Source organism: Streptomyces atriruber, from assembly GCF_001418325.1.
In the GTDB taxonomy this organism is placed as follows: domain Bacteria; phylum Actinomycetota; class Actinomycetes; order Streptomycetales; family Streptomycetaceae; genus Streptomyces; species Streptomyces atriruber.
In genome coordinates this window covers 1-23,936 of sequence record NZ_LIPN01000109.1, presented here as the reverse complement: position 1 = coordinate 23,936, position 23,936 = coordinate 1, and the positions used below count along the sequence as shown (strand labels likewise).

Below are 23,936 nucleotides of genomic sequence, written 5' to 3'. Positions count from 1 at the left end.
CCCACCCGGCCATCGGCCGAGATCACCGGGCCCCGACCGGCCCGGTAGGGTTTGGATCCATGGCGCCTCGCACTACTCAGATCCTCGAAGCGGCCGCACGGCTGATCGCCCGCCGCGGTGTCCGCGGCCTGCGCGTCGAGGAGCTCGCCGCCGAAGCGGGCGTCTCGACCGGGCTGATCTACTACCACTTCAAGGATCGCACCGGGATCCTGCGCCACACCCTCGAGTTCATCAACGACCGGGCCGAGCGCTACACCACCGGCCGTGCCCCCGACGCCGAGCCGCTGGCTCCCCGCGAGGAGCTGGACGAGATCCTCCTCCTCGAACTGCAGGACACCCCGGAGGTCAGGGAGAACAGCTCCGCCTGGGGCGAGTTGCGGGCGAGCGCCGTCTTCGACGAGGTGCTGCGCGAGGACCTCGCCAGGGCGACCCTGGTGTGGGTGCAGGAGGTGGCGGCCCTCCTCGGCAAGGTGCGCCCGATGACCCCGGCCCCCGCGCTGGCGGCGGCCGGCGAGCGGCTCACCGCCCTCCTGGAAGGGCTCAGCATGCGCTGGCTCAGCGGCGGACTCCAGATCGATCACGCCCGTGACCTGATGCGCGGCGCCATCGACGCCGAGCTCGCGCTGCTGCGGGAGAAGTGACCCCGCTCGCCCCACGCCGACTCCGGTAGCTGCTCAGCCACCGGTCCGGTAGCTGCTCAGGCGCCGGTCCGGTGGATTTCGTCGCCTCCAAGCCATTGCCTGAAATTTCAGTCAGTGCCACAGTGATGCCGCCGGCCCACCGCCCGTCCCTGTCGATGAGCGCAGCCGGCCCCCTGACCAAGAGGGACGAGCCGCGGGTGCGTCAGGTCCACAGCGGCGTCACGCCCTCATAGCCGACCACGAAGAGCACGTCGTCCAAGGCTCCGCCGTCGATCAGGTCGGCCGCCTCCTCCGCCAGGGTCAGGGTCCACTCGCCGAGCGGAGTGGACCCGCTGATCGATGTCCATGCGGGTGCGTTGCCGCGGCGGGTGCTGGCCAGGCCGCCGACGGGACGGGCCGGGCCGCCCCGGTCGGCGTGGCGCACCGTGATGTCGAAGGGCTCAGGGGCGGGGTCCGTGACCAGCAGTACGGCGATGTGGGCCACTGTCACCTGCTGGAGGCCCGAGGGGAGATCGTCCTCGGTGAGGGTGAAGCGCACCCGCCGTCCTCCCTGCGGCGGCTGCGGGTTGTGCAGGTCGTACCACTGGTCGGGGAAGTCCCGCAGGAGACTGAACGCACGGTCTCCCCCACCGATCCGGTCGCGGTTGAGGCGCTCGACGACCTGTGCGCGATGGTTGTCGTCGTGCAGGGCGGTGTAGTCGACGGTGAAGCGGACATCGGCCAGTGACGCGCGGTCGAACGGATTGGCAGCGGGTGGGAGCCTGAACTCCCACACCGTGTCCACGCCCTGCCCCTCGCCGTGGTGCAGGAGATCGGACTGCGGGTCGAGCTCGAACACCCCGGTCGCGGACTGTGTGGCGGTGATCGCGACGCGCTCGGGGTCCCGGCGCAGCACGACTTCGCGAGGGGTGCCCTCCGCGACCACGACCCGGGAGATGCCCGTGGACGTCAGGGTGGCGCGGATGCCCCGGCCCGGCGGGACGAGGCCGACGACGGAGACGGAGACACGTTTGATCAGCCGCAGATGGTGGCCGGGGAAGTCGCGGTCGAACCAGTCCATCGGGGTCGCGAAGCGCAAGGTCCCGGTGTGCCGGAACAGTTCGAACTCCAGGGGCAGCCGCTGCGCGAGCGAGAACGTCTGCGAGACGTTCAGCTTGCGGCGTTCGGTCTCGAAGGCGTACTCGTCGAGCAGGGCCACGTCCTGCAGGAGCCGTGCCGAGCCGGTGAGTCCACGCCGGTCCGTGGACACGCCGCTCTGCTCCGGGGCGGCGCCCTCCGAGGGCGGCTGCCAGTAGTCGGCGAGGACGAAGGCGGCCGACTTCTCCTGGCGTTCGAAGGCGAGTTGCGCCTGCGCGAGCCGTGCCAGGGCGGTGGCCTGTTGCAGCATGGTCCGGTACACCCCGGCCAGGACGCCGCTCATCCACTCGTACAGCTCGGGTCCCGTGAACGCGCGGTCGAGGAAGTCGATCGTGGCCCTGGCCTGGTCGGCGCGGAGCCGGACGGCGTCCGCCTCCTGTTCGGCAATGACCCGCTGGTCGACGGCGAGCAACACCTGCTGGTCGGCGACCCGGGCGTCCTGCGCGGCGAGAGAGGTCTGCAGTCGCCAGTTCTGCACCTGTCGCGCGTGGTCGGCGAGGAGGGCGTCGGACTGGAGCCTGGTCTCCGCGGCGTTGAGGAACGAGCCCAGCACGGCGCGTCCCGTGAACTGCGCGGACAGGGCGCCCGCGATGGCCCACTGCCACGGCAGGACCGCGCCGGACGCGGACTGCCCGATGGAGATGCTCGCGTCCAGGGTGCCGAGCAGGTCCCGGAGCGTCTTCGTCTTCCAGTAGCCCTCCAGCATGCTCTTCTCGTACTGGTTGAGGCCCGCATCGATGAGCTTGCGGTACTCGTCCGCGGTGCCGTCCGCCCGGCGCCGCTGGGCTTGTGCCACGGCCACGGCCTGCCGCGCCTCGGTCACCTTCAAGTCCTGGATCACCACCTCGGAACGGGCCAGTTCGAGGGCTTGCACGGCCTCGAAGCGGCGGAAGGCCGCCGCGTCGTACTTCTCCAGAGCGGCGAGGTATGCGGCCTCCGCCTGCTGGGCCAGGGCGGTGAACTGCCGGGTCCGTTCGATCAGCGTGCGGTACGGATACGCCGTCGGCCGCACGCTGTCCGCCTCGTCGCCCTGGCGCGGGTCCGTGCGGGGCAGCCCCGCGATGTTGCGGCCCTGGCGCAACTTGGCCAGCTGGCAGGTCACCGTGGAACGCAGTGCCTCGACGGCCGGGTTGGGCAGCGGCCGCTCCACCGCCGCGGGGTCCACGGCGGGCTGCAGATCCGGCAGGGAGAGCAGATCGAGGGCATCGGTGAACAGTGAACGGGCCGCGGCGACCGAGGCCGGGGAGTCCTCGGCGAACTTGGCCTCGGCGAACTCGGCGCGGCAGCGCGCCAGGTTCAGGAGCACGCTGCGGGTGAGCGGATTGGGCCGTGTACGGGCGATCCGGAACGGGTCGAGGACCGCGGTCCAGTCGCCCGTGGGGTCGAGGTCCGGCGGATCGTTGCGCTCCAGGGTCAGGCCGTAGTGCACCAGCCGCTGTTCGGGCGGCAGGTCGTGGGCGTAGAGGTGCTGCCACCAGTCCAGGGCCGCCAGGTACTCCCCGGCTTCGCCGAGTTTGACCGCGAGCGCCATCGGGGCGTAGGCGAACACTTCGTCGAGCGCGGCGCCCTCGGGGCCGATCCGCGGCGGCCGCCCCGTGACGTACGGGGAGAGCAGGCGGCGGCCGAGCCGGCGGACGGCGGTGAGTCCGGCGTCGTCGCGGCGGTCGGTGAGGCGGAAGGCGAGCAGTTCGATCTGGTCGCCGGAGAGCACGGCGGGAAAGACGCGGATGTCGTCGAGTCGGCCGTGGAAGAAGCCGTAGCCCATGCCGCCGAGCCCGTCGGGCGCGGCGTGGACCGACGTCATGGCGCTCTGTGCCGAACGGGTGCGCACGAGCGTTCCGTTGACGTAGAGGCGGGGGCGCCGGTCTTCGTAGACGACGGCGATGTGGGTCCAGCCGAGGATCGGGGCCTCGTGCACGAGCACCGGGGGCATGTAGTTGTCCGAGTGCTCGTACACGCTGACGCCATTCGTGCCGACGGACACGCCGAACCCGGCGTGGCCCTGCCCCCACAGCGTGCCGCCCTGGGCCGGGCCGTAGGCATAACGCTGTCCGCTGGTCCCGGTGGTGCCGTCGCCGCTCTCGGGGTCGACCTGGTGCGGGGAGCGCGGCTCGGCCCAGAAGGACACGGTGAAGGAGTTGACGAGCCCGGCCAGGGCGGCCGTGCGTGCCACGGCGACGTGGTCGTCGACGCCGTCGAAGGAGAGGGCGCCGCCGATCGCACCCGCGGTCCACTCCGGTCCGCGCAGGGTTCCCGTGTTGCCCGCAGGGTCGTTCGCCGTGCCGCCGGAGCTTTCGTCGAAGCCCCATGCGGCTTCCGGTCGGGGAAGCCTGCCGGCGTGGACGGCAGGCAGCTGGGCGGCGAAGTAGTCCGCGGCGAGGTTGCGGGCGTCCTCGGGGGTCAGACGCCTGCGGAGCCGCAGCTCGCGCAGCAGCGCCGCGAGGGGCCCGCTCGCCTCCCGCAGCAGCGAGGGCCGCAGCAGGTTCTCCGGATAGAGATACGCCATCATCGCCGCACGCCAACCGCCCTGTGTGGACATCCACTTGAGGGCGTTGTCGAACTCGGTCTCGTCCGCGAGAGTCCAGCTGCCCGCCGGGTGGCCCTCGGGCAGCCGTCCGGTGCGCAGGGCGAACAGGAGACTCTGCAGCGTCTCCGTCGCCTGACCGACCCGGGTCGTGAGCAGCGTGCCGCCTGCCCGCAGGTCCAGCTGCAGTCGCACGGTGAGCCATTCCACGCAGTCGGCGGCTACCCGTTCGCCTGCGGTGGCCGCCACCAGAGCGTCCCGCAACATGGGCAGCGTCGCCTCCGCCACGTCGGCGACGAGGAGGCGGTGGGCCTCAGCCGCCGCCTCACGTTCCTCGACTCGGGTGCGCAGCAGGCGCTGCCAGGCGTCGCGGGCCGCCCGGCTCGCCCGCCAGCGCGGCAGCGGGACGGTCGAGTCGGAGACCCGGAAGAAGTCGGGCCCGAGGTTGATCATGGTCTCCTCGGACCGCCAGGTGGCGACCGCGTGGGCCTTCCCGACCGCGGTGAGGATGTCGTACGCGTCCTCCCACTCGGCGAGCACGACGGAGTCGGCCTCCGCGAGCCGCACGGTGTGCAGCAACGCGGCGAACGCTGCCTGGGACAGCGGGATCGCGGCGAGGGCAGGGCCGATGTCGACACCTGCGTCCCGGTCCGCGGCGATCGCCGCCAGATCGACGTCGGGCAGGCCTGCCTTGAGGAGCGCCGTCAGTTGCTCCGCGGCGCTCGCGCCACCGGTCTCACGGGCCGAACGCAGCATGTCGTGCACGGCGCGCACCTCCGCGCGCCGTGCCGTCAGGAGTGCGGCGGCGGGGTTGCCGACGATGTCGGCCGCGAGGTCGTCGGGGCCGATGAGGTCGGGGTCGACGAGGACCGCGAAGCCACGCTCCCTCCGCTCCGGGGCGTGGTCGGTCTCGAACCACCGCAGGGTGCGGGCTCGTTCGCGCCATTGCGCCACGAGCGGCTGCGCGGACGGACGCAGCGGATTGCGGGCCGGATCGGTGTCGCGCAGCCCGAAGAGCTCTTCGACCAGAGCCGCGTCGGCGTGGGCCGGATCGAGGGTGAGGCGAGTCAGCTCGTCGGGTGCGGTGTCCGTGAGTCGGATGCCGAGGCGCTCGGCCAGGGCGCCTCGCACTGCGGGTTCCGCGCCGCGTGCGAGGCGCAGTTCGTCGTACGAGGTGCTGATGCCGGTCAGGAACGTCTCGTACGCGGCCCACACGAAGGCGGCCATGCCCCTGGCCAGCACGTCGGCGAGCGCTGTCGGGTCGGGCGCGGCGGCGAGGGCCCGGATGCCTTCGGTGCCGAGGGCGAAGCGGAAGAGGTGCAGGTCGTCGATGAGTCCGTCGAAGCCCCGGTACCAGGGGTCCTTGCCGATGTACAGCGGGCCCTGGTTCGCGACGGAGCGGCCCTGGAGCGTCACGGAGCGGTCGAGGGCGCCGTCGAGGTAGAGCCGGAGCTGGTTGCCGCTCTTCACATAGGCGACGTGCACCCACCGGCCGACGGGCACCTGCGCCGTCGTGTCCAGGCCCTCGTTCCAGTCGGCCGTCGTGCTGATCCGTGCGTGCAGCCGGTTGTCACCGGGGTTGAACCAGAGGGCGAACGTCCGCTCCTGGTTGACGGCTCCCTTGTGCAGCAGGGAGCGCCACTGTCCGGTGAAGCCCTGTTCGAGGCGGAGGTGGAAGGCAACCGTGAAGTCCGTACCGTCGGTCCCGATGGCCGGTCCGTCCGCCACGGTGAGGAACCGGTTCGTGCTGCCGTCGAAGCGCACCGCCCGACCGCCGCCGCGACCGGGTTCGAGGACGATGCCACCCGTGGCGACCGCGTCGTGGCCGCCGCCGGACAGGTCGGCCACCGTGCCGCCCGCGACGGTCGCGTCATCGAAGCTCCAGTGCGCCGCGAGGAGCCGGTCCGCGCCCGCCACCCGGTGGGCGCGCAGCACCTCACAGGCGACGAGGAGCTGGTTCACCGGGGCGGCCCCGGCATCCCCCGTCTGGGAGAGCGGCTGGCCGAGCGTGCCGAACCGCTGGTGGAAGACGCCCTGCAGATCGGTCGAGGACACGTGGGCGTCGCCCGAGGTGCGTATCTGGTCGCGGGCGAAGGCGAGCAGCGACGCCAGGTAGTTGCGGGCGTCCAGCCTCTCGTCGAGGTCCCGCGCGTGGTAGTCGGCCACGACCTGGAGCGGCAGCCGCGAGGTGACGGTGTTGCCGTCGCGGTCCCTGGCCCGCATGTCGACGGTGAACGCGCCGAAGTCGGTCAGCGGCACGTCGGCACGCCACGTCGCCCAGTCGTCGCCGGTGACGGCCGCGGTGAAGTGCGCTCCCCCGTCGGTGGACCACTCGACGCCGCCGCCCGCCATGCCGCTCTGCCGGTCCGAGGTCTGCCCGCGCACCGTGACGGTGAGGCCGCCGGGCCCCGCGACGAAGGTCTGGCCCGGCCGTGGGGCGTTGACGGTGAGGACGGGCGGTGTGCGGTCGCGGGCCATGACGGTGACGGTGGTGGCCGCGGTGTTCCGTGCCGGGTCCGTGCAGCGGACGGTAAGCGTGCGCGGGCCGAGTGGCAGCGGGGTGAGCGGTACCCGGCCTGTGACCTCGCCCGGCCGGCCCGGCTCAGGGACGGTGCCGCCGCTGCGTCCCTCGCATTCCCACGTCACGGTGCGCGGCCCGAACCCCTCGCTGGTCCGTGCCACGAGCGCCAGCAGCTCACCCTGCTCGCCGACGGTCACGTCGCCGGTCGCGGGCTGCACGACGGCGATGTCCGGCACGGCCGAGGCGAGGGTGACGGTGAAGGTACGCGGTGCGGCGAAGGCCTCCATCACGCTGTCGTCGACCTTGGACACCGCATGCGCCTCGGCGACGGCCTCCACGGTGCCGCGGGTGTAGAAGCGCACCGTGCAGCGCCAGGTCCGGCCTGCCCCGACCGTCGAGCCCAGTGTCGCCGGGAAATGCATTCCGCCGACGCGCACCGCGACCGACAGGCCCGTCACCCGCTGGGAGCTGACGGACCCGGTGAGTTCCACGGCGAATCCCGGCTGTTCGCCCGACACGGTGGTGCCGCCCGCGGGCGCGTCCAGCTTCACCGAAAGCTTCGCCTCCGGTTCGGGGTGGCCGTCACCGTCGTCGATCGGGAGGCGGGGCACTGGGAGGTCGGACATCGGAACTCCTGCTGATCTCGGACCGGATCACCGGACAACCGGAGACCGGTCAGCGGGACACCGGGGAACGTGGAGCGCCCCTGGCCGGGTTCATCGGGCGGGCGCGGGTTGCACTGCGGCGCCCACGCCGAAGGTGACCCCGGCGGTGGCCACTCCCTGCGGTGCGAACGGCAGCTTGTCGAACAGCCAGAAGGCGGAGGCGGGCGTGGACATCGGGGGAGCCACCCCCGCCGCCCCCAGCCCCTGTCGGGCGAGCGTCAGGCAGTTGTTGGTCAGATGGTTGAAGGTTCCGGAGCCGACCTCGGACCGGAGAGCGGACAGGGCCGCCTCCGCCCGCGCCAGCGGAACGGTCACCTCACTGGTCAGGTACTCGGGTCCCGGAGCGGAGCCGATGGACTGGCGCACCACTCCGGGCCCCGAGACGGCCGAGCCGCCGGATGGGATACCGGCGGAATCTGCTTGCACCCGGTCGAACCACCTCGTCCCGCCCCGGGTACTGACCCCGACGGCGTTGTGACCCAGGGGAGCCTCGGGGGTCGGTGGCCGATAGGCGAGCTTGACGGTCCCCGTCTCGCCGATGAGCACCGGATTCCGCCCCGTGAGGCCCGCACCGAGCGTCACGAGACCGGCAGTCTTGGCCAGCGCCGTTCCGCCGGCCTGCCACTTCGCGGCGCTGCCCGCACCGGGATCGCTCAACGTCCTGATCTCCGCGACGGGAAGGAGATCCGTCCCTGCCCCGAGCACGCCCGAGGCCACGCTCGACAGACCGGGTCCCTGGGTCATCTGGGCGTTGTAGATGCGGTCCTGGAGGCCCAGGGAGGCCGAGTTCGAGAACGCGCGCGCTCCGGTCCAGACGCTGTCGCCCACGCCCTTCCACGTACCGAGGTTCTGCTGGGCCTCGACCTTGCCGAGCGTCCCCATCGAGAGGGCGTTCCACAGGTCGTATCCGGTCTGCGCGAAGAACCATCCCACCGGGCTCTCGATGCGCTGAATGCTGGATGCGAGGGTGTCCGTCCCGTGCGGATCCGTGCCGACGACCGGATTGCACCGCGCGTACGAGTAGAGGGCGGGCCCGTCCACGAACCCCGCCGGGTCCGGACTCGTCCACCGCCCCGCCCAGGGCATGTAGTACCGGGCCCCGTGGTACTGGTACCCGCTCTCCGTGTCCCGTTCCTTGCCCGTGAAGCGGTAGCGCTTGAGGGCGTGGCCGCCGAAGGCCGTTTCGCCGTACGGGGTGAACTCCTCCCGGTCGACCGGGGCGCCCTTGTCGTCGGTGACGACGGCGCAGCTGTCGAGGTGGTCGCCGAAGTGGTAGGTGACCGCGGGGGTGGTCTCGTCGGGCGGCGGTGGGCCGAGGCGGAGCTGGGCGAGGCGGCGGGTTCCGTCGAGGACGTGGACCGTGTCATGACGGGTCTCCGCGCCGGACGCGGCGGTCAGGACCAGGCTCTCGAAGAAGTCCGAGACGTAGACGGTGAGTTCGTGGCGGCCGTCCTGTTTGCGCAGCAGTCGGCAGACGCGACGACCGGTGGCGTCGTACCGGTACTGGGCGAACTGCGAGGGGGCCGCGGCCCCTTCGGGCTGGACGCGGAAGGTGACCATGCGGTCGGCGTGGTCCCGGCCCAGGTGGCGCGATGTCGTCTCGCGCACCACGTTGCCGGACGCGTCGTACGCGTACGCCCACGTGTCCGGGCCCTGCGCGATGCCGAGCAGGCGGTTGTTCGTGTCCTGCGTCGTGTACGTACGCCGCCAGGCCGTCGCCGCCCCCGCTTCGTGCCGCATCGTGAGGAGTCCACCCACGTCGTCGTATTCGTACCGCTGCGTCCAGAGGCGGGCGCGGGTGAGGTCACCGCAGCGGAACCCGGTGCGCCAGGGCGGCGGCGCGGGCGGCACGTCGCACTCCCGGCCCGTCGCGCGCACCAGGCGGTACAGCGCGTCGTACGAGAAGTGCCGGTCGAGGGCGTCGGGGTCGCCGGGCCGTACCCCACTGCCGGGGGCGCGTTCGAGGACCGCCAGGACGTTGCCGATCAGGTCGTGGCGGTAGGCGCTGTCCTGCAGCACCGCCCCCGTCCCTGCCCAGCCGGTGTCCGGGTCTCCGGCGCAGGGCTCGCTCCGCAGCCGGACGAGGCGGAAGGTGGCCGGGTCGTAGGCGTACCGGCACAGCACGTCGCAGCCGAACACCGCGAGGCTGCGCTGCCCGCGGGCGTCGTGGAGCAACTGCCGTATGAACACCGCCCCGTCCACGGCCACGGTACGGAGTGCGCCGCCGGGGTGGTAGCTCGGCACGATCGAGGTCCGATGGCCGTCGACATCGGCAGGGCCGACCAGGAGAGTGCGGCGGCCGAGGGCGTCGTAGCGGCTCTCGGTGGTGTACACGGCGGGATCGAGAAGGGCCTCGCGGCCGGGGACGGACCAGTCGGTGGTGAAGCCCGCCCGCGACCAGTCCGCGCCGTCGCCCGTCGGCAGACCGGCAAGCAGGGCGTCGGAGCGGATCATCTGCCGCCCGAGTTCCAGGAGGTTCCCGTCGAGGTCGTAGCGCGCGTACCGGAGCCTGCCCGCCTCGTCCCACACGGTGAAAGGCCTCCCCCGCGCGTTGAGCCGGACGTCCTCGGCGTCGCCGTAGTGGGTCTCCTCGCGCAGCGTGCAGGCTGTGTCCTCGGCGTCACCGTCGTCGCGCGCCCAGCGCCGCACCGGCCGGTGCAGCACATCGTAGGTGATCACGGCCAACGCGCCCTTGGCATCACGGGATTCGACGACGTCACCCAGGGGGTCGAGTACCCGCCGGGTCGTGCCGCCGTCGTGCGTCCAGGAACGCCAGGCCCGGCCGAGCAGGTCGTAGCGGGTGCTCGCGGCGGCACGCCCGGCCGCGTCCACGATGTCGAGGACATTGCCCTCGATGTCGTACGTGGTCCGCGTGACGAGAGCGCGTCCGTCGAGGCGTTCGACGGCGCGCACGACCCGGCCCAAAGCGTCGAACCGTACGCTGCCCGGCGTGTTCCAGTGCCCGGACCAGTCCGCCGAGTCCTCGGGATGGGAGCGGCCCGCGTTGTCGTTGCGGTCCCACGCCCAGCGCTCCCAAGGGGTGGGCGCCGCGTCGTCCGGCGCGGCCGGGTCGGACGGCACGCCGTGCACGAAGGTCTCGACGGATCCGTCCGGGTGGGCCACGCCCACCGGCTCCCCGAGCGGGTCGTAGCGGGTCACGATCTTGGCCAAGGGATGCGCGGGCGCCTCGTCGGCGGGCGGCAGGTACTCCCAGCCCGCCGCGAAGTACGGCTCGTACCGCTCGACGACCCGGCCCTTGTTGTCGTACGTCTGCCCGCCGCTCACCGTGACGCGCACGGGATCCGCGGCTCCGGCGCGCCGCAGCGCCACCGGGCGGGCGGCGGCGCCCGCCGCAGGGGGCAGGCCGAGGTCGTCCACCACGACGTCGTCGGCCTGGTCACGTGTCTGTACGGAGCGCGCGAAGCCGTCGAAGTACTCGACCCTGGTGACGAAGCGCTCGGGGAAGCGCGCCCGTTCGTCCCTGAACAGCTCGTCGATGTCGTCCGGTTCCGGCGGTGGCAGACCCTCGTCCGCACACCGGGCCCGCTCGCGCGCCACGATGTCCCACCGGTGCTCCGTGCGCCGCACGGTCCGCGCCCACAGCGGGCGGCGGCGGTCCTGCGGGCTCGTGTCGTAGGCGTCCAGACCGTAGGTGAACGTCACCGACGGCTGGTCGGGCGTGTCACCGCTCTCCTCTCCCGGGCGGCCCAGCGCCGCGACGGAGGCGAGCAGCCCCAGCGGGGTGTAGGCGGCCAGGGTGTGGTTGCCGTTGGGGTCGACGATGCGTCTCGGGAGGAGCACCCGGTAGTCGGGTTCGGCGGTGGTGAGCATTCCGGCGGCATCACACGCCTCGACGAGCAGGAGGTCATGGGCGTCATAGGTGCGGGTCTGCTCGGCGCCCAGCGGGTCGCGCTCGGCGAGCACCGTGCCGCGCGGACCGTACCGGCGCCGGTCTCCGAAGGCCCACCAGCCCTCGGGGTGTACGTCGTCCCCGCCGCGGTACCGGTAGCCCGCGCCCGGCGCGAGCGCCTCGCGGAACTCCGGCGGATACACGTCCGGCCAGGGCGGTCCCGCCGGATCGAGATACGGCGGGACCGGGGTGCCTTCGTCCCATATCTCCCTCAGGGACCGCCACGTGTGCACGAGTTGCTCGACGCAGGTGGCCGCGCCGTGGTCGCCGACCTCACCGAACGGCAGCCCGGTGAAGGCCTCCCCGTCGAAGCGCGTCACGCGGCAGCTGCGGAGTTCCTCGGCCGCCGTCCCTGCGAGTGCCGCGGCGGCCAGCCCGGCGGCCCCGGTCAGCGGCCGCGTGGCGTCGTCCACGACCTGGTGGCGGGACTCCCGGCAGACCCGGTCCGTCATGTGGCGGTCGGCGTCGTCACGGGTCGCCCAGGTCGTACGCGCCACGGTGACCAGGTACGGGTCGCCGGGCGGGGAGGGGGCGGCGGGATCCGCGCCGCGCGGCACCGCGGCCTCCACCCGGACCCCGGGGCGCCCGTACCCGTCGTACCCGCCCGTCCAGCTCAGTCGGCGCATCGGGTCGGCTCCGCGTTCCCACCGGGTCGTCGACTGGTGGACCCGGTGCGAGAAGAAGACCGGGGCCGCCGTGAACTCCGCGGGCTCGCGCCCGTCATCGACCGCGGTGACCAGGTAGTGATGCGTTTCGACGGTGTGCGGGCGAGCGACATGGTCGGGGTCGTCGTCCAGGACGTACACCTCCTTGCGCAGCACGCTTCCGCGGACCGTACGCACCGCCTCCCGGGCAGCGCGGCGCGGCAGCCCGGCCGGGAGCTCGTACGTGACCGGCGGCTCCGACGTCTCGTCGGATGCACCATCGGGCGGCCAGAACTCGTCGTCCAGCCGGAGCTCCGTCCATCCGCCCGTGCCCGGGCCCACCGGACCGATGTGGAACCAGGTGCGGGTCTCCGTGGGCGGCGACCAGTGCGCCGTGCCGTCGGAGTCGGAGAGCGTGTCCCGCTGGGTGACCCGGGCGAAGCCCCTCGGCTCCCGGTCCGCGCCGTCCCAGTACCCGTGGTGGTAGGAGTACTCGCTGACCAGTTCGGTGCCGGAGAACGTGTCGACGGTCGCGGTCCGCGCCACCACCTGGACCGGGAAGGGCAGCGTGGTGCGCCACGGCCGCCCGGCGGCACGGTCCGCGCTGCAGTACCGGGTCGAGGGCGCGTACTGCAACGTGGTGCGGCTGCCGCGGTGGTTGTCGATCCCGGTGAGGAGATAGGGCTTGACCCCGCCGGTCAGGTCGAGGAACGAGTACGCGGACGTGCTCCGCCGCCCCGCGTCCTCGGTCCACAGCACGCCCGCGACGCCGGTGCCGAGCAGATCGGTGAGCCGGACGGCCCCGTCGCCCCGGGACGCCGGTGTCCCGCGGACCGTCGTGCCCGGTCCGAACCCGGCACCGCCGCGGTTCAGCCACACGGTGATGCTGCCGTCCGCGACGTACACCAGATCCGCGCGCCCGTCGCCGTCGACGTCGCCGATCAGCAGGCGCGCCGGGTCGAAGTCGCCCTCGGCGTCGGCGAGTCGGCCGCCGAACCGCGGGCTGTCGCGCATGACCACCGGCGCTCCCCACCGCCCGGCGCCCGCATGCGGCCAGTACGTCACCTGCCCGGAGCGGATCCGCACGATGTCGGTCAGCCCGTCACCGGTCATGTCGGCGAGCCGCACGCCCGGATCGCCGAGGCGGACCGGCGGAGCTCCGGAGCCGGGGATCCGGGACGACGTCCAGGTCGTGGCGGCACGGTCGGCGTAGTAGAGCTCCCAGCCCGTCGTGGTGCGCAGCGCGTCGGTGGACCCGTCGCCGTCGAGGTCGAGCAGCCGCACGTCCGGATCGTCGAGGTCGAGTGCGGGCGCGCTCCGGTAGGCGACCCGGGCGCCCTCGGCGAACCGGCCGTCGAAGCCGAGCGGGAAGTACTCCGCCCGTCCCCCGTCGAGCACGAGCAGATCCGCGCGGCCGTCGCCGGTCATGTCGGCGAGGCGGACCCCGCCACGGCCGAGCACCAGACCCGACGGCGCCTCGGGCATGGTCCGGGGCGGGGCGAAACGGCCTTCGCCCAGGTTGCGCCAGTAGCGGACCGTGCCGTTGACGCGCAACGCCGAGGGCAGCCCGTCCCCGAACAGGTCCACCAGCTCCAGGTCCGGCGCCGACAGCGCGGTCTCGGGCAGTGTTCCGGTGACGGGCACGCGGCGCCGCGCGGCCGGGGTGAAGGCGCTGTACGAGAAGTCCAGCGGCGGCAGGCTCTCGGTCCGCTCCCCGTCGTACGCCTCGGTCCTCACGCGTGTCAGCAGGGACGCGGCGTTGCCGGTGGCCGCGGTGTAGGACAGGTGCACGGTGCGGGTCCGCACGGGCGACCCGGTGTGGTGGATCCAGGTGGACAAGGCCACGCACCGGCGCGTGGTGCGGATCTCGAAGCCGCTCCTCCGGTCGGAGAGGGCGTGCGGCCGCGGCTCGTAGGCCAGCGCGACGGTCACCAGGAAGCGCCGGTCGGTACTGCCGTCGGGCGGAGCGTCGTCGACGTAGCGGACCTCGGTCAGATAGAGCTGGTCGTGGTCGGCCGCCCCGGCGTCACGCTCATAGCGGTACTCGATGCGGTTGCCCCAGGGGTCCACGGTCTCGCTCAGCCGCCACGCGGCGATCCGCCAGGGGGCGCCCGGCTCGCAGAGGGCCGCGGGATCGCGCCACTCCCGGTCGGCATCCGGCGGGGGCACGGATCCGTACCGGCTGCGCAGTCCGTCGCGCGACCAGGCCTCCCAGTAGTCCGCGGGGCGCCCGTCGTCCGTCTCGCGGTGGCGCACGATCCGCGCGAACATGCCCTCGGAGGCGGGCCGGTAGCGTTCGGTGCCCGCGACCGCGCCCGGCACCCGGACCAGCCGCTCGGCCCCGGACAGGACGAACCGGTCGGATCCGTCGTACCGCGGCACTCCGTGCGCCGTCTCCCGATGCACGCCGGGCAGACGTGGCGCCCAGCCGAGCCCGAAGGCGCCGTCGCCCGCCGCGGAGTCGTAGGCGAGGGTGAGGTCCGGCTGCAGCCCGGCACGTCCCGGGGGCAGTTCGACGGGGACGGTGGCCCGCGCGGTCCCGGTGTGCAGGTCCGTCAGGAAGGTCTCCCCCATGCCGCGGACGGCACCGCCCCCTTGGGGGAGCGAGAGCACTGGGCGGGCTGCGGAATCGGCCATGATCACCCCTCGCGCCGGCAACCGGGGCGTCCGGCGTACCGCTCACGGTTTCAGAAGGGGGGTGGGCCAACAACGCCGGGCCGCAGAAGTCGTACCCCGGCCCGACAGAAGCGCTAGCCGTCTCGGAACGAAGGCGTAGACGAATCGGCGCACAGACAGGGGGCCGGCCTCCGGGCCGCTTCGAAGGGGGCTCCGAAGCGGCCCGGCCCCGCTGATGTGCGCGCCGGCTCCTTCAGACCGCGGTGGCTACTTCAGGCCGCGATCCAGCGCGTTGAACAAGACGTTGTTCGAGGTGTCTCCGGACATCTCCCAGATCATGCCGCCGAGGAGGCCCTTGGACTTGATGTACTGGGTCTTCTTCTCGATGGACCAGGCGTCGTCGAAGGACCACCACTGGCCGTTCGCGCCGGTGTATCCGTACGTGGAGACGGACTGCTCGTCGTGGTAGACGGTCAGGTTCGGGAAGGCGGCGACGAGGTTGTCGTAGCCGCGGGTGCCCGCCTCCTCCTGGAACTGGCCCGGCGCGGCCCCGTTGGCGCTCTGCCACTCGCCGTGCGCGTTCCCGTCGGCGACCTGCTGCCAGCCGCGCCCGTAGAACGGGAAGCCGATGGTCAGCTTGCGCGGCTTGATGCCCTGGTCGGTGTACACCTTCACGGCGTCGTCGATGCTGAAGTCGGTGGGGTACGGGCTCTGTGCGTCCTTGTACAGGTTGGCCTGGTGACCGGTTCTGTTGGGCTCCCAGGAGTTGTCGCTGCCCGCGCCGTGGAAGTCGTAGCCCTGGACGTTGCCGAAGTCCAGGTACTTGAAGACCTCCTTGAGGTCCCAGCCGTCGTTGATCTTCTTGGCGTCGGCCGGGGTGAAGGCGGTGAGCAGCCGGTGGCTGCCGCCGAGCGCGTCGAGCTGCTTGCGGAACTCGGCGATCAGGGCGGTGTTGTTGGCCTTGTCGTCGGTGCTCCAGTGGTTGCCGGGGTGCCCGTCCGGCGAGCCAGGCCACTCCCAGTCGAGGTCGAAGCCGTCGAAGATCCCGGCGGCGACGCCGTCACCGCCTGCGCCGTTGTAGGCGGGCAAATTGCCCTTGATGTACATGTCGATGCAGGACTTCACGAACTTCTGCCGTGAGGCGTCCGTCTTGGCGACGTCGGAGAAGTACTTGGAGTAGGTCCAGCCGCCGAGCGAGACGACCACCTTGAGGTTCGGGTGCTTGGCCTTGAGCTTCTTCAGCTGGTTGAAGTTGCCGCGCAGCTTGCCCCAGCCGTCGTCGGCGACGCCGTCCACGGACTGCCCGGCGGGGAAGGCCCGGCCGTAGTCGGCCTCGGCGTCCCCGGCCCCGTCGCCCTGGTTGGGGTCCTGGGGGTTCTGCGTGGTGCCCTTGACGACGCCGTTGAGGCAGGTGAGGTTCTTGGGGTCGATGTTGGCGAAGGCGTAGTTGATGACGTCGAGCTTGCCCGCGGCGCCGGACGTCTCCAGGTCCCGCACGAAGTACTGCCGCCCGTAGATGCCCCACTGCACGAAGTAGCCGACCTTGGCGTAGCCGCCCTGGCCGACGGGCTCCTTGGTGGTGACGGACAGGGTGTTGCTCGCGGGCGACGCGTTGTCGGCCGCGTCCCGCGCCTTGACGGTGAAGGAGTACTCCGTGTCGGGCGTGAGTCCGGTGACGGTGCTGGTGAGGGTGCCGGCGGGCAGGCTCTCCACGAGGGTCGTGCCGCGGTAGACGTCGTACGCGGCGACGCGCTGGTTGTCGGTGGCCGCGTCCCAGGCGAGCTTCACGGTGCTCGAAGTGACGTCACTGGAGCGGAGGTTGCGGGGTGCGGTGGGCGGCACGGTGTCGGTCGCCGGGTCCACGGTGGTCGCGGTGACGGGGGCGCTGGCCTCGCCCGTGTTGCCGCGCGAGTCCTTGGCCCGGACGGTGAACTGGTAGGCGGTCGCCGGTTCCAGGCCGCGCACCGTGGCCTGGGTGGTGGCGCTGGCCGCCACGACGGTGGTGCCGCGCAGCACCTCGTACGACGCGACGGGGAAGTCGCCCTGGGCGGCCGCCGTCCACTTCAGGCCGACCGTGCGGGCGGTGGCGTCGGCGACGCTCACCCCGGTGGGGGCCTTCGGCGGCACGGCCGCGGTGCCGTCGCACTTGTCGCCGTTGATGAGGCAGCCGGTCGGGGGCTTGAGCTGGCCGCTGCCACGGAAGGTGTAGCTGTACGGCTCGGTGTCACGGCCCGCCGGGACGCGGGCGTTGTAGTACGCGGGCGTCACGGTCACGTGCTTGCCCTTGACCTCGGCGGTGCCGTGGGTGTGGTCGCCGATGGTGACGCCGTCGGGCAGGTCGAACTCCAGGGACCAGGTGTCCACGGCGGTGTCGCCGCTGTTCTTCACGACGAACTTGCCGGTCCAGGACGAGCCGCTGCCCTCACTGACGAAGGTGGCGGTGAGCTTGGCGGCCGCGACGGCGGGGGCGGCGAGTGCGGTGAGTCCGGCCAGCGCCAGTGCGAGCACGGCGATGACGGCGATGAGGCGTCGGGGGTGGGCCAGAACCCCGTGGGGTCTGGCTGCGGGTCTGAGTGGGGACACGGCTCTCCTTGGGGGAGGTGAGGCGTCCGTCCGTGCCGGGCCTGCCGAGGCCGGGGTGCCGGGGCTTGTCGGGAGGCTCTCCTTCGGTTCGCGTCCGTGTGTCCGCCACTGCCGGGGCGCACGAGGGCAGTGGCGGATGCGGGAACGGGTCCGATGGGACAGGGGTCGGACGCGCTTCCTGCGGTACAGACCTCTCAGGGAACCACCCCTCGTGAGCATGTCAACGCGGGTGGGAGGGCTCCCGGGCGTACCAATTCACGGGGCCGGGCCCCTCTGCCTCGCTCCCGAGTCCGCAAAGGACTGGACCAACTCGGTGAGATTTTGCCTCACCTTGACGCGACCGGCCGCTCGTCGCCGGGTCGAGGAGTCATGCCGTCGAGGGGCCGGTTCGCGCCACGACAGAGATCGTTTCGCTACGGCGGCATTGCGGTCGTTACGGCAACATTGCGACCCCTGCGGCAACATTGCGACCTCGTGGCACAACCGGCCGAAACCTGGTGCGGCCGCCAAGTACGGACCAAGCTGACATTCGCCCCTTCGTGGCCCCCTTGTTCCGTTCCGTCCTCGTACGCCCGCAGAAAGCTCCACCACACATGCACTCGATCTGTCTGTCCGGCGCCGTCCCGGCGCGTCCCACGTGTGTGGTGAGGGGGCGGTCCGCACCGTGCGCCATGTGATGCGCAAGGCGGGCGGCTGGCTTCTGATGATCGTGGTCGCGACCAACGCGACGTACTTCCTGGCCAGTTACTTCCTCGACCCGCGATCGAACTTCAAGGAGCTGCGGCCCGTCCGCAGCGAGGCGCAGATCTCCCGCGCCCTCGCCCCGTACAACCTCGACCCCGGCATGCCCCTGGTGCAGCGGTGGTGGAACTGGCTCACCTCGGTGACGCTCGACTTCGACTGGGGCAGGTCACCCACCGGTGTCTCCGTCAACGGCGAGGTGGGCTACCGCGCGCTCGTCAGCGCCGAGTTGGTCGTCACGGCGACCGTGCTGTCCGTCGTGATCGGTGTGGCGCTCGCCGTCTACACCGCCGCGCGCCAGTACGGCCCGGCGGACCGTGTCACGCAGGCGATATCCGTCGCGATGTTCAACGTGCCGACGCCCGTCGCGGCGCTCGCCGTGGTCTTCGTCGCCATCTGGCTCAACCAGCACGCCGGGTTCGACTTCCTCTACGTCGCCGGGGAGAACTCCCCCGACGTCGAGGGACTGCTCCCGACGATCGGCGACCGCCTCCTCCATCTGATCCTGCCGACCCTCACCCTGACCCTGATGGGCTACGTGGGCTACCACCTGACACAGCGTTCCCTGCTGCTCGACACGATCCACGCCGACTTCGTGCGCACGGCCCAGGCCACCGGCCTCACCCGCGGCCAGGCCGTCCGCCGACACGCACTGCGCGCCGCGCTGATCCCGACGGCGGCCTCCGTGGCGTTCAGCGTGCCCGCCGTCTTCACGGGGGCCGTCATCACCGAGACGATCTTCGGCTGGAACGGCATGGGCCGCTACTTCCTCCAGACGATCAGCAAGAACGACGTGCACGGCACGGTCGCGACGGCCGCGTTCGCCGCGGTGCTCACCGCGATCGGCGCGATCCTCGCGGACATCGCCACGGTCTTCCTCGATCCGAGAGTGCGGGTGAACTGACATGGCGACAGCTACCGACACGGTCCGGCCCAGTACCGAAACGGTCCGGCCGCGCAGGGACCTCGGCCGCGGCCGGCTCTACCTGCGACGCTTCCTGCGCAACCGCCTCGCCGTCGCCGGTGTCGTGATCTTCGCGCTGCTCGTGCTGTTCAGCGTCTTCGGCGGCCTGTTCACGCCCTACACCCACACCGACGCCGACTTCACCGCCCTCACCCGGCCGCCGAGCGGCACGCACTGGTTCGGCACCAACCAGGGCGGCAACGACATCTACGCCAGTGCGGTGCACGGACTGCAGCGCTCGCTGGTGATCGCCGTGAGCGTGTCCGTCCTGACGATCGTCGTCGCAGCGGTCATCGGTTCGAGCGCCGCGTACTTCGGCGGGCGGGTGGAGAGGCTGACGCTCGCCGTCATCCACTTCCTGCTGATCGTCCCCTCGTTCCTCATCCTCGCCCTGGTCTCCAACCGGCTGGCCGGTGACTGGCGCGCCCTCATCCTCGTGCTGACCCTGTTCGGCTGGATGTCCACCGCCCGGGTCATCTGGTCCGTCTCGACCTCGCTGCGCGAACGGGGCTACGTGACGGCGGCGGAGTTCATGGGCGTCCGCCCGCTGCGCATCATCCTGCGCCACATCATTCCCAACCTCGGCTCCCTGCTCATCGTCAACCTGACGCTCGGCGTCGTCGCGACCGTGCTCAGCGAAACCGCCCTGTCATTCCTCGGGTTCGGCGTCCAGCCCCCGGACGTCTCCCTCGGCACCATGCTCGCCGACGGGATGAACACCGTCACCAGTGCCCCCTGGCTCTTCGCCTTTCCCGCAGGCCTCGTCGTCCTGCTCACCGTGTCGATGACCTTCATCGGCGACGGGCTGCGCGACGCCCTCGACCCCACCTCAGTGACCGGCGCGGCGGGAGGCCGACGATGACACTCACCACCCCCCTGCGCGACGGGGTCTCCCCCACCGCCACCACCCCCGTGCTCTCCGTACGGGACCTGCGGATCTCCTTCCCCTCCGAGGCCGGGCCCGTCGAGGCCGTGCGCGGCGTCAGCTTCGACCTGCTGCCGGGCCGGACCCTCGGCATCGTCGGCGAGTCCGGCTCGGGCAAGTCGGCCACCGCGCTGGGCCTCATGGGCCTGCTGCCGCCCACCGCCGAGCTGCACGGCCAGGTCCTGCTCGGCGGTCAGAACCTGATCGGCCTCGACGACCGGGCGCTGTCGCGGGTACGCGGCAAGTCCATCGGCATGGTCTTCCAGGACCCGCTGTCCGCGCTCACGCCCATCTTCTCCGTGGGCAGACTCCTCTCCGACGCGCTGCGGGTCCACCAGGACCTGTCCAAGAAGGCGGCCTGGGAGCAGGCCGTCGAACTCCTCGACCTCGTCGGCATCCCCGATCCCCGCAACCGGGCCTCGGCCTTCCCCCACGAGTTCTCCGGCGGCATGCGCCAGCGCGTGGTCATCGCCCTGGCGATCGCCAACCGGCCCCGGGTGCTGGTCGCCGACGAACCGACCACCGCGCTCGACGTCACCGTGCAGGCGCAGATCCTCGACGTACTGCGCCTCGCCCAGCGGGAGACCGGCGCGGGCCTCGTCCTGATCACCCACGACCTCGGCGTCGTGGCAGGCCACGCCGACGACGTCGCCGTCATGTACGCGGGCCGCCTCGTGGAGAAGACGGACGTGCACGCGCTGTTCCGCAGGCCGACGATGCCGTACACCGCACGGCTCCTGGCCGCGGTGCCGACCGTGGACGGCGGCGTCCGCCGCCCCCTCGTCCCGATCGGCGGAGAACCGCCCGCCCTGTCGAGCCTGCCCGACGGCTGCCCCTTCGCGAGCCGGTGCGCCGTCGCACTCGACGCGTGCCGCTCCGAGGAACCGGAGCTGCGCGAGGTCACGGGGCACGGGGACGTGGCCTGCCTGCGCGCGGCCGAGATCGCCGACGGCACTCTGGATCCCACCGGGGGCATCGCGCCCGTCGACGGTGCCGCGGGCACGGGGCGCGCCGAGGGCGGCGATGTGGTGCTGCGTGTGGAGGACCTGGTCAAGACGTTCCCCGTCACCAAGGGCGCGTTCGTCAAGCGCCGGGTCGGCACGCTGCACGCGGTCAACGAGGTCAGCTTCGAGCTGCGCACCGGCGAGACGCTGGGCCTGGTGGGCGAGTCGGGCAGCGGCAAGACGACGACGCTGATGGAGATCCTGCGGCTGCGAAGGCCGGAGGGCGGCCTGATCGAGATCGCGGGCAGGGAGGTCGGCGCGGGCGCGAGTACCACCGCTGCCGACGGCGATCCGGCCGGTTCCGGTGGGCGTGGGCGCACCCTGCGGCACGACGTGCAGATCGTCATGCAGGACCCGTTGGGCGCCCTGGACCCGCGCCTTCCCGTCCACCAGCTGCTCGCCGAACCCCTGCGGGCCATCGGCCGTGACCGCGAAGCGATCCGCTCCCGCGTCCACGAACTGCTGACGCTCGTCGGCCTCGACGCCTCGGTGAGCGACCGCTTCCCCGCCGCGCTCTCGGGAGGCCAGCGCCAACGCATCGGCATCGCCCGCGCCCTGGCCACGGACCCGAAGCTGCTCGCCCTCGACGAGCCGCTCTCCGCCCTGGACGTCTCGGTGCAGGCCGGGGTGATCAATCTCCTCGGCCGCCTCAAGCGTGAGCTGGGACTCGCCTATCTCATGGTCGCCCACGATCTCGCCGTGGTCCGCTACATCTGCGACCGCATCGCGGTGATGTACCTGGGGCACATCGTGGAGACCGGCGACACCGAGACCCTCTTCTCCGATCCCAAGCACCCCTACACCCGGGCACTGCTGTCGGCGATCCCCATCCCCGACCCCGAGCGCGAACGCACCCGCGAACGGATCGTCCTGACGGGCGAGCAGCCGGGCGCCACGAACCTGCCGAGCGGCTGCGTGTTCATCGACCGCTGCCCCCTGTACCGCCTCGCCGACGCCGACGTCCGGGAGCGCTGCCGCACGGAGCGCCCCGCACCCCGATCGGTGCCGGGACGGCAGTCCCACGAGTACGCCTGCCACGCCGCGTAACACGCGCGCGGTACCGGCCCCAGACGACCAACCACCCACGCCAAGCCACACCTTCGACACAAGGACGCTCTCCCATGCGCGCAAGACTGGCCCTGCCCGTCGCCCTCATAGCAGCCATCTCCGTCACCGCCACCGCGTGCCAGTCCTCGTCCGGTGACGGCGGCGTGGGCCCGGACGCCAAGAACGCCCCGTCCGCCGCTTCGGGAGCCGCCGACTACAACCCGACGGCGTACGACAAGCTCAAGGACGGCGGGACCTATACGACCGCGGGGACGTTCGACGAGCAGGGCAACCCGTTCAACGTCAACCACACTCTCACGGCGACCCGGGTGTGGGCCTGGTACAACGCGAACGCGATCACCTACTCGCCGACCGGCGAAGTGCGGTACAACCCGGACTACTTCAGCGATGTGAAGGTGTCCGTCGAGGGCGGCAACCAGAAGGTCGTCCTGACGATCAACAAGAAGGCCGCCTTCAACGACGGCACGCCCATCGACTGGACCGCGATCAAGGCCACCTGGAAGGCCAACAACGGCTCCGAAAAGGACTACGCGGCCTCGGCCACGGACGGCTACGAGCAGATCACCGATGTCGCGCGGGGCAAGGACGACAAGCAGGCCGTCATCACCTTCAAGGGCGTCTACCCCTCCTGGCCGACTCTGTTCTCCACGTTCCTGCACCCGAAGGCCGCGAAGGTCGACAACTTCAACAAGGCGTACGTGAAGAAGGCGCACCCCGAGTGGGGTGCGGGCCCGTACACGGTCGGCAAGTGGGACACCCACTCGGGCAACATCACCTTCGTCCGCAACCCGAAGTGGTGGGGCAAGAAGGGCAAGCTCGACAAGCGCGTCTACGTGAACCTGGAGTCGACCGCGGCCATCAACGCCTTCAAGAACGGTCAGCTCGACTACGTCTCCGCGGTCGACGCCGAGAGCCTGAAGCAGGTGAAGGGGCTCAAGGGCACCGAGATCCGCAGCGGCGGCAGCCCGTTCGTGTACTCGCTCAACTTCAACACCAAGTCCTCCGTCCTCCGGGACAAGGCGGTGCGCAAGGCCATCCAGGAGAGCATCGACCGCAGCCAGATCGCGAAGATCCAGTTCCAGGGCCTGGACTACCAGGAGCCGCTGCCCGGCTCCGGCCTGCTCTACAGCTTCCAGAAGGGGTACGAGGACAACGTCTCGGCCGTCCTGAAGTACGGGCCCGACCAGGCGAAGAAGGAGCTCGACGCGGCGGGCTGGAAGCCCGGGAGCGACGGGGTCCGGGAGAAGGGCGGAAAGAAGCTAGAGGTCGGTTACACGCTCATGGGCGACGACCCGCTGGGCAAGGCCACCGCCGGCGCCCTCACCGCGATGCTGAAGCCGGTCGGTGTACGGCTCGTCATCAAGAAGGCCGACGACGCGGACTTCTCCACCATCCTCAGCGAGCGGAAGTTCGACCTGTTCCTCTCGGGCAACCGCTCCATGGATCCCTTCGGGGCCCGCTCCCTGTGCGAGATCTACTGCTCGGACCGTGAATCCAACCTCACGGCCGCCGGGTCCCCCGCACTGGACAAGGAAATCCGCGCGACGGGGGACATCGCCGACCTGGACCAGCAGACAGCGGCGGCGAACAAGGTCGAGCGGAAGGCCCTCCAGAACTACGCCCGGCTCCCCATGTACAGCGGCCCGTCGACGTACAGCGTCAAGAAGGGCCTGGCCAACGTGGGCGCGACCATGTTCCACAACCCGCTGCCGGAGACGGTGGGCTGGGAGAAGTAGCCCGCGGGCGCGCTGCCCGAGGTGCGCATGTACAAGGGCGTGTGACTGCTCTGTGCGACCCATACGTTGACTCCCCGCCCGTGCGTTCCGTCCCGGATCTCCCGGGGCGGAACGCGGACGTGGGAATTCGGGGCGGAGCCGTCATCCGTCTTCGGGTTGCGCGGGCCGGGTCCAGGAAGGCGTCCAGATGCCGTTGCGGGGGCGGCCCGGATACGCGGAGGTGAGGTGGGCGCGCAGGGCCGCCCCCGCAACGGCAT

8 protein-coding genes are annotated in these 23,936 nt (G+C 71.6%); 5 read left to right on the top strand and 3 right to left on the bottom strand.

Features of this window, described 5'->3' with window-relative positions:
• Positions 1-59 precede the first annotated feature (59 nt).
• Positions 60-641, top strand: a complete 582-nt coding sequence (locus tag AOK03_RS12995; RefSeq protein ID WP_055565381.1) for a TetR/AcrR family transcriptional regulator — start codon at positions 60-62, stop codon at positions 639-641.
• Between the two features lie 202 nt (positions 642-843).
• Here the strand turns inward: AOK03_RS12995 and AOK03_RS12990 are convergent, their stop codons facing one another.
• The 3 genes from AOK03_RS12990 to AOK03_RS12980 all read right to left on the bottom strand — a co-directional run bounded on the left by AOK03_RS12990 (position 844) and on the right by AOK03_RS12980 (position 17,241).
• Positions 844-7,449, bottom strand: coding sequence for a Tc toxin subunit A-related protein (locus AOK03_RS12990; RefSeq protein ID WP_055565380.1), 6,606 nt, complete (start codon positions 7,447-7,449; stop codon positions 844-846).
• A gap of 90 nt (positions 7,450-7,539) precedes the next feature.
• A complete protein-coding gene (locus AOK03_RS12985) occupies positions 7,540-14,679 on the bottom strand; it encodes a toxin TcdB middle/N-terminal domain-containing protein (RefSeq protein WP_157868933.1) in 7,140 nt (2,379 codons plus the stop codon).
• Between the two features lie 246 nt (positions 14,680-14,925).
• Positions 14,926-17,241 carry a glycosyl hydrolase family 18 protein gene (locus AOK03_RS12980; RefSeq protein WP_079074685.1) on the bottom strand — a complete coding sequence of 772 codons (2,316 nt, stop codon included), beginning with the start codon at positions 17,239-17,241 and terminating at the stop codon, positions 14,926-14,928.
• Positions 17,242-17,917: 676 nt separating this feature from the next.
• Here AOK03_RS12980 and AOK03_RS12975 point away from each other — a divergent pair.
• From AOK03_RS12975 to AOK03_RS12960, 4 genes are all read left to right on the top strand, one after another.
• Positions 17,918-18,886: an ABC transporter permease gene (locus tag AOK03_RS12975; protein ID WP_055565378.1), complete on the top strand. Its 969-nt coding sequence runs from the start codon at positions 17,918-17,920 to the stop codon at positions 18,884-18,886.
• Between the two features lies 1 nt (position 18,887).
• Positions 18,888-19,808 carry an ABC transporter permease gene (locus tag AOK03_RS12970; protein WP_055565377.1) on the top strand — a complete coding sequence of 307 codons (921 nt, stop codon included), beginning with the start codon at positions 18,888-18,890 and terminating at the stop codon, positions 19,806-19,808.
• Complete coding sequence (locus tag AOK03_RS12965) at positions 19,805-21,922, top strand: dipeptide ABC transporter ATP-binding protein (RefSeq protein ID WP_055565376.1); 2,118 nt, start codon at positions 19,805-19,807, stop codon at positions 21,920-21,922. Before AOK03_RS12970 ends, AOK03_RS12965 begins: the two co-directional genes overlap by 4 nt.
• 74 nt (positions 21,923-21,996) lie before the next feature.
• Positions 21,997-23,679, top strand: coding sequence for an ABC transporter family substrate-binding protein (locus AOK03_RS12960; protein ID WP_208609537.1), 1,683 nt, complete (start codon positions 21,997-21,999; stop codon positions 23,677-23,679).
• Positions 23,680-23,936 lie beyond the last annotated feature (257 nt).

What these genes read in the sequence shown, in the direction of transcription:
- AOK03_RS12995 (WP_055565381.1), top strand. Translation starts at nt 60, where the DNA reads ATGGCGCCTCGCACTACTCAGATCCTCGAAGCGGCCGCACGGCTGATC.
- AOK03_RS12990 (WP_055565380.1), bottom strand. Translation starts at nt 7,449, where the DNA reads ATGTCCGACCTCCCAGTGCCCCGCCTCCCGATCGACGACGGTGACGGC.
- AOK03_RS12985 (WP_157868933.1), bottom strand. Translation starts at nt 14,679, where the DNA reads ATGGCCGATTCCGCAGCCCGCCCAGTGCTCTCGCTCCCCCAAGGGGGC.
- AOK03_RS12975 (WP_055565378.1), top strand. Translation starts at nt 17,918, where the DNA reads ATGCGCAAGGCGGGCGGCTGGCTTCTGATGATCGTGGTCGCGACCAAC.
- AOK03_RS12970 (WP_055565377.1), top strand. Translation starts at nt 18,888, where the DNA reads ATGGCGACAGCTACCGACACGGTCCGGCCCAGTACCGAAACGGTCCGG.
- AOK03_RS12965 (WP_055565376.1), top strand. Translation starts at nt 19,805, where the DNA reads ATGACACTCACCACCCCCCTGCGCGACGGGGTCTCCCCCACCGCCACC.
- AOK03_RS12960 (WP_208609537.1), top strand. Translation starts at nt 21,997, where the DNA reads ATGCGCGCAAGACTGGCCCTGCCCGTCGCCCTCATAGCAGCCATCTCC.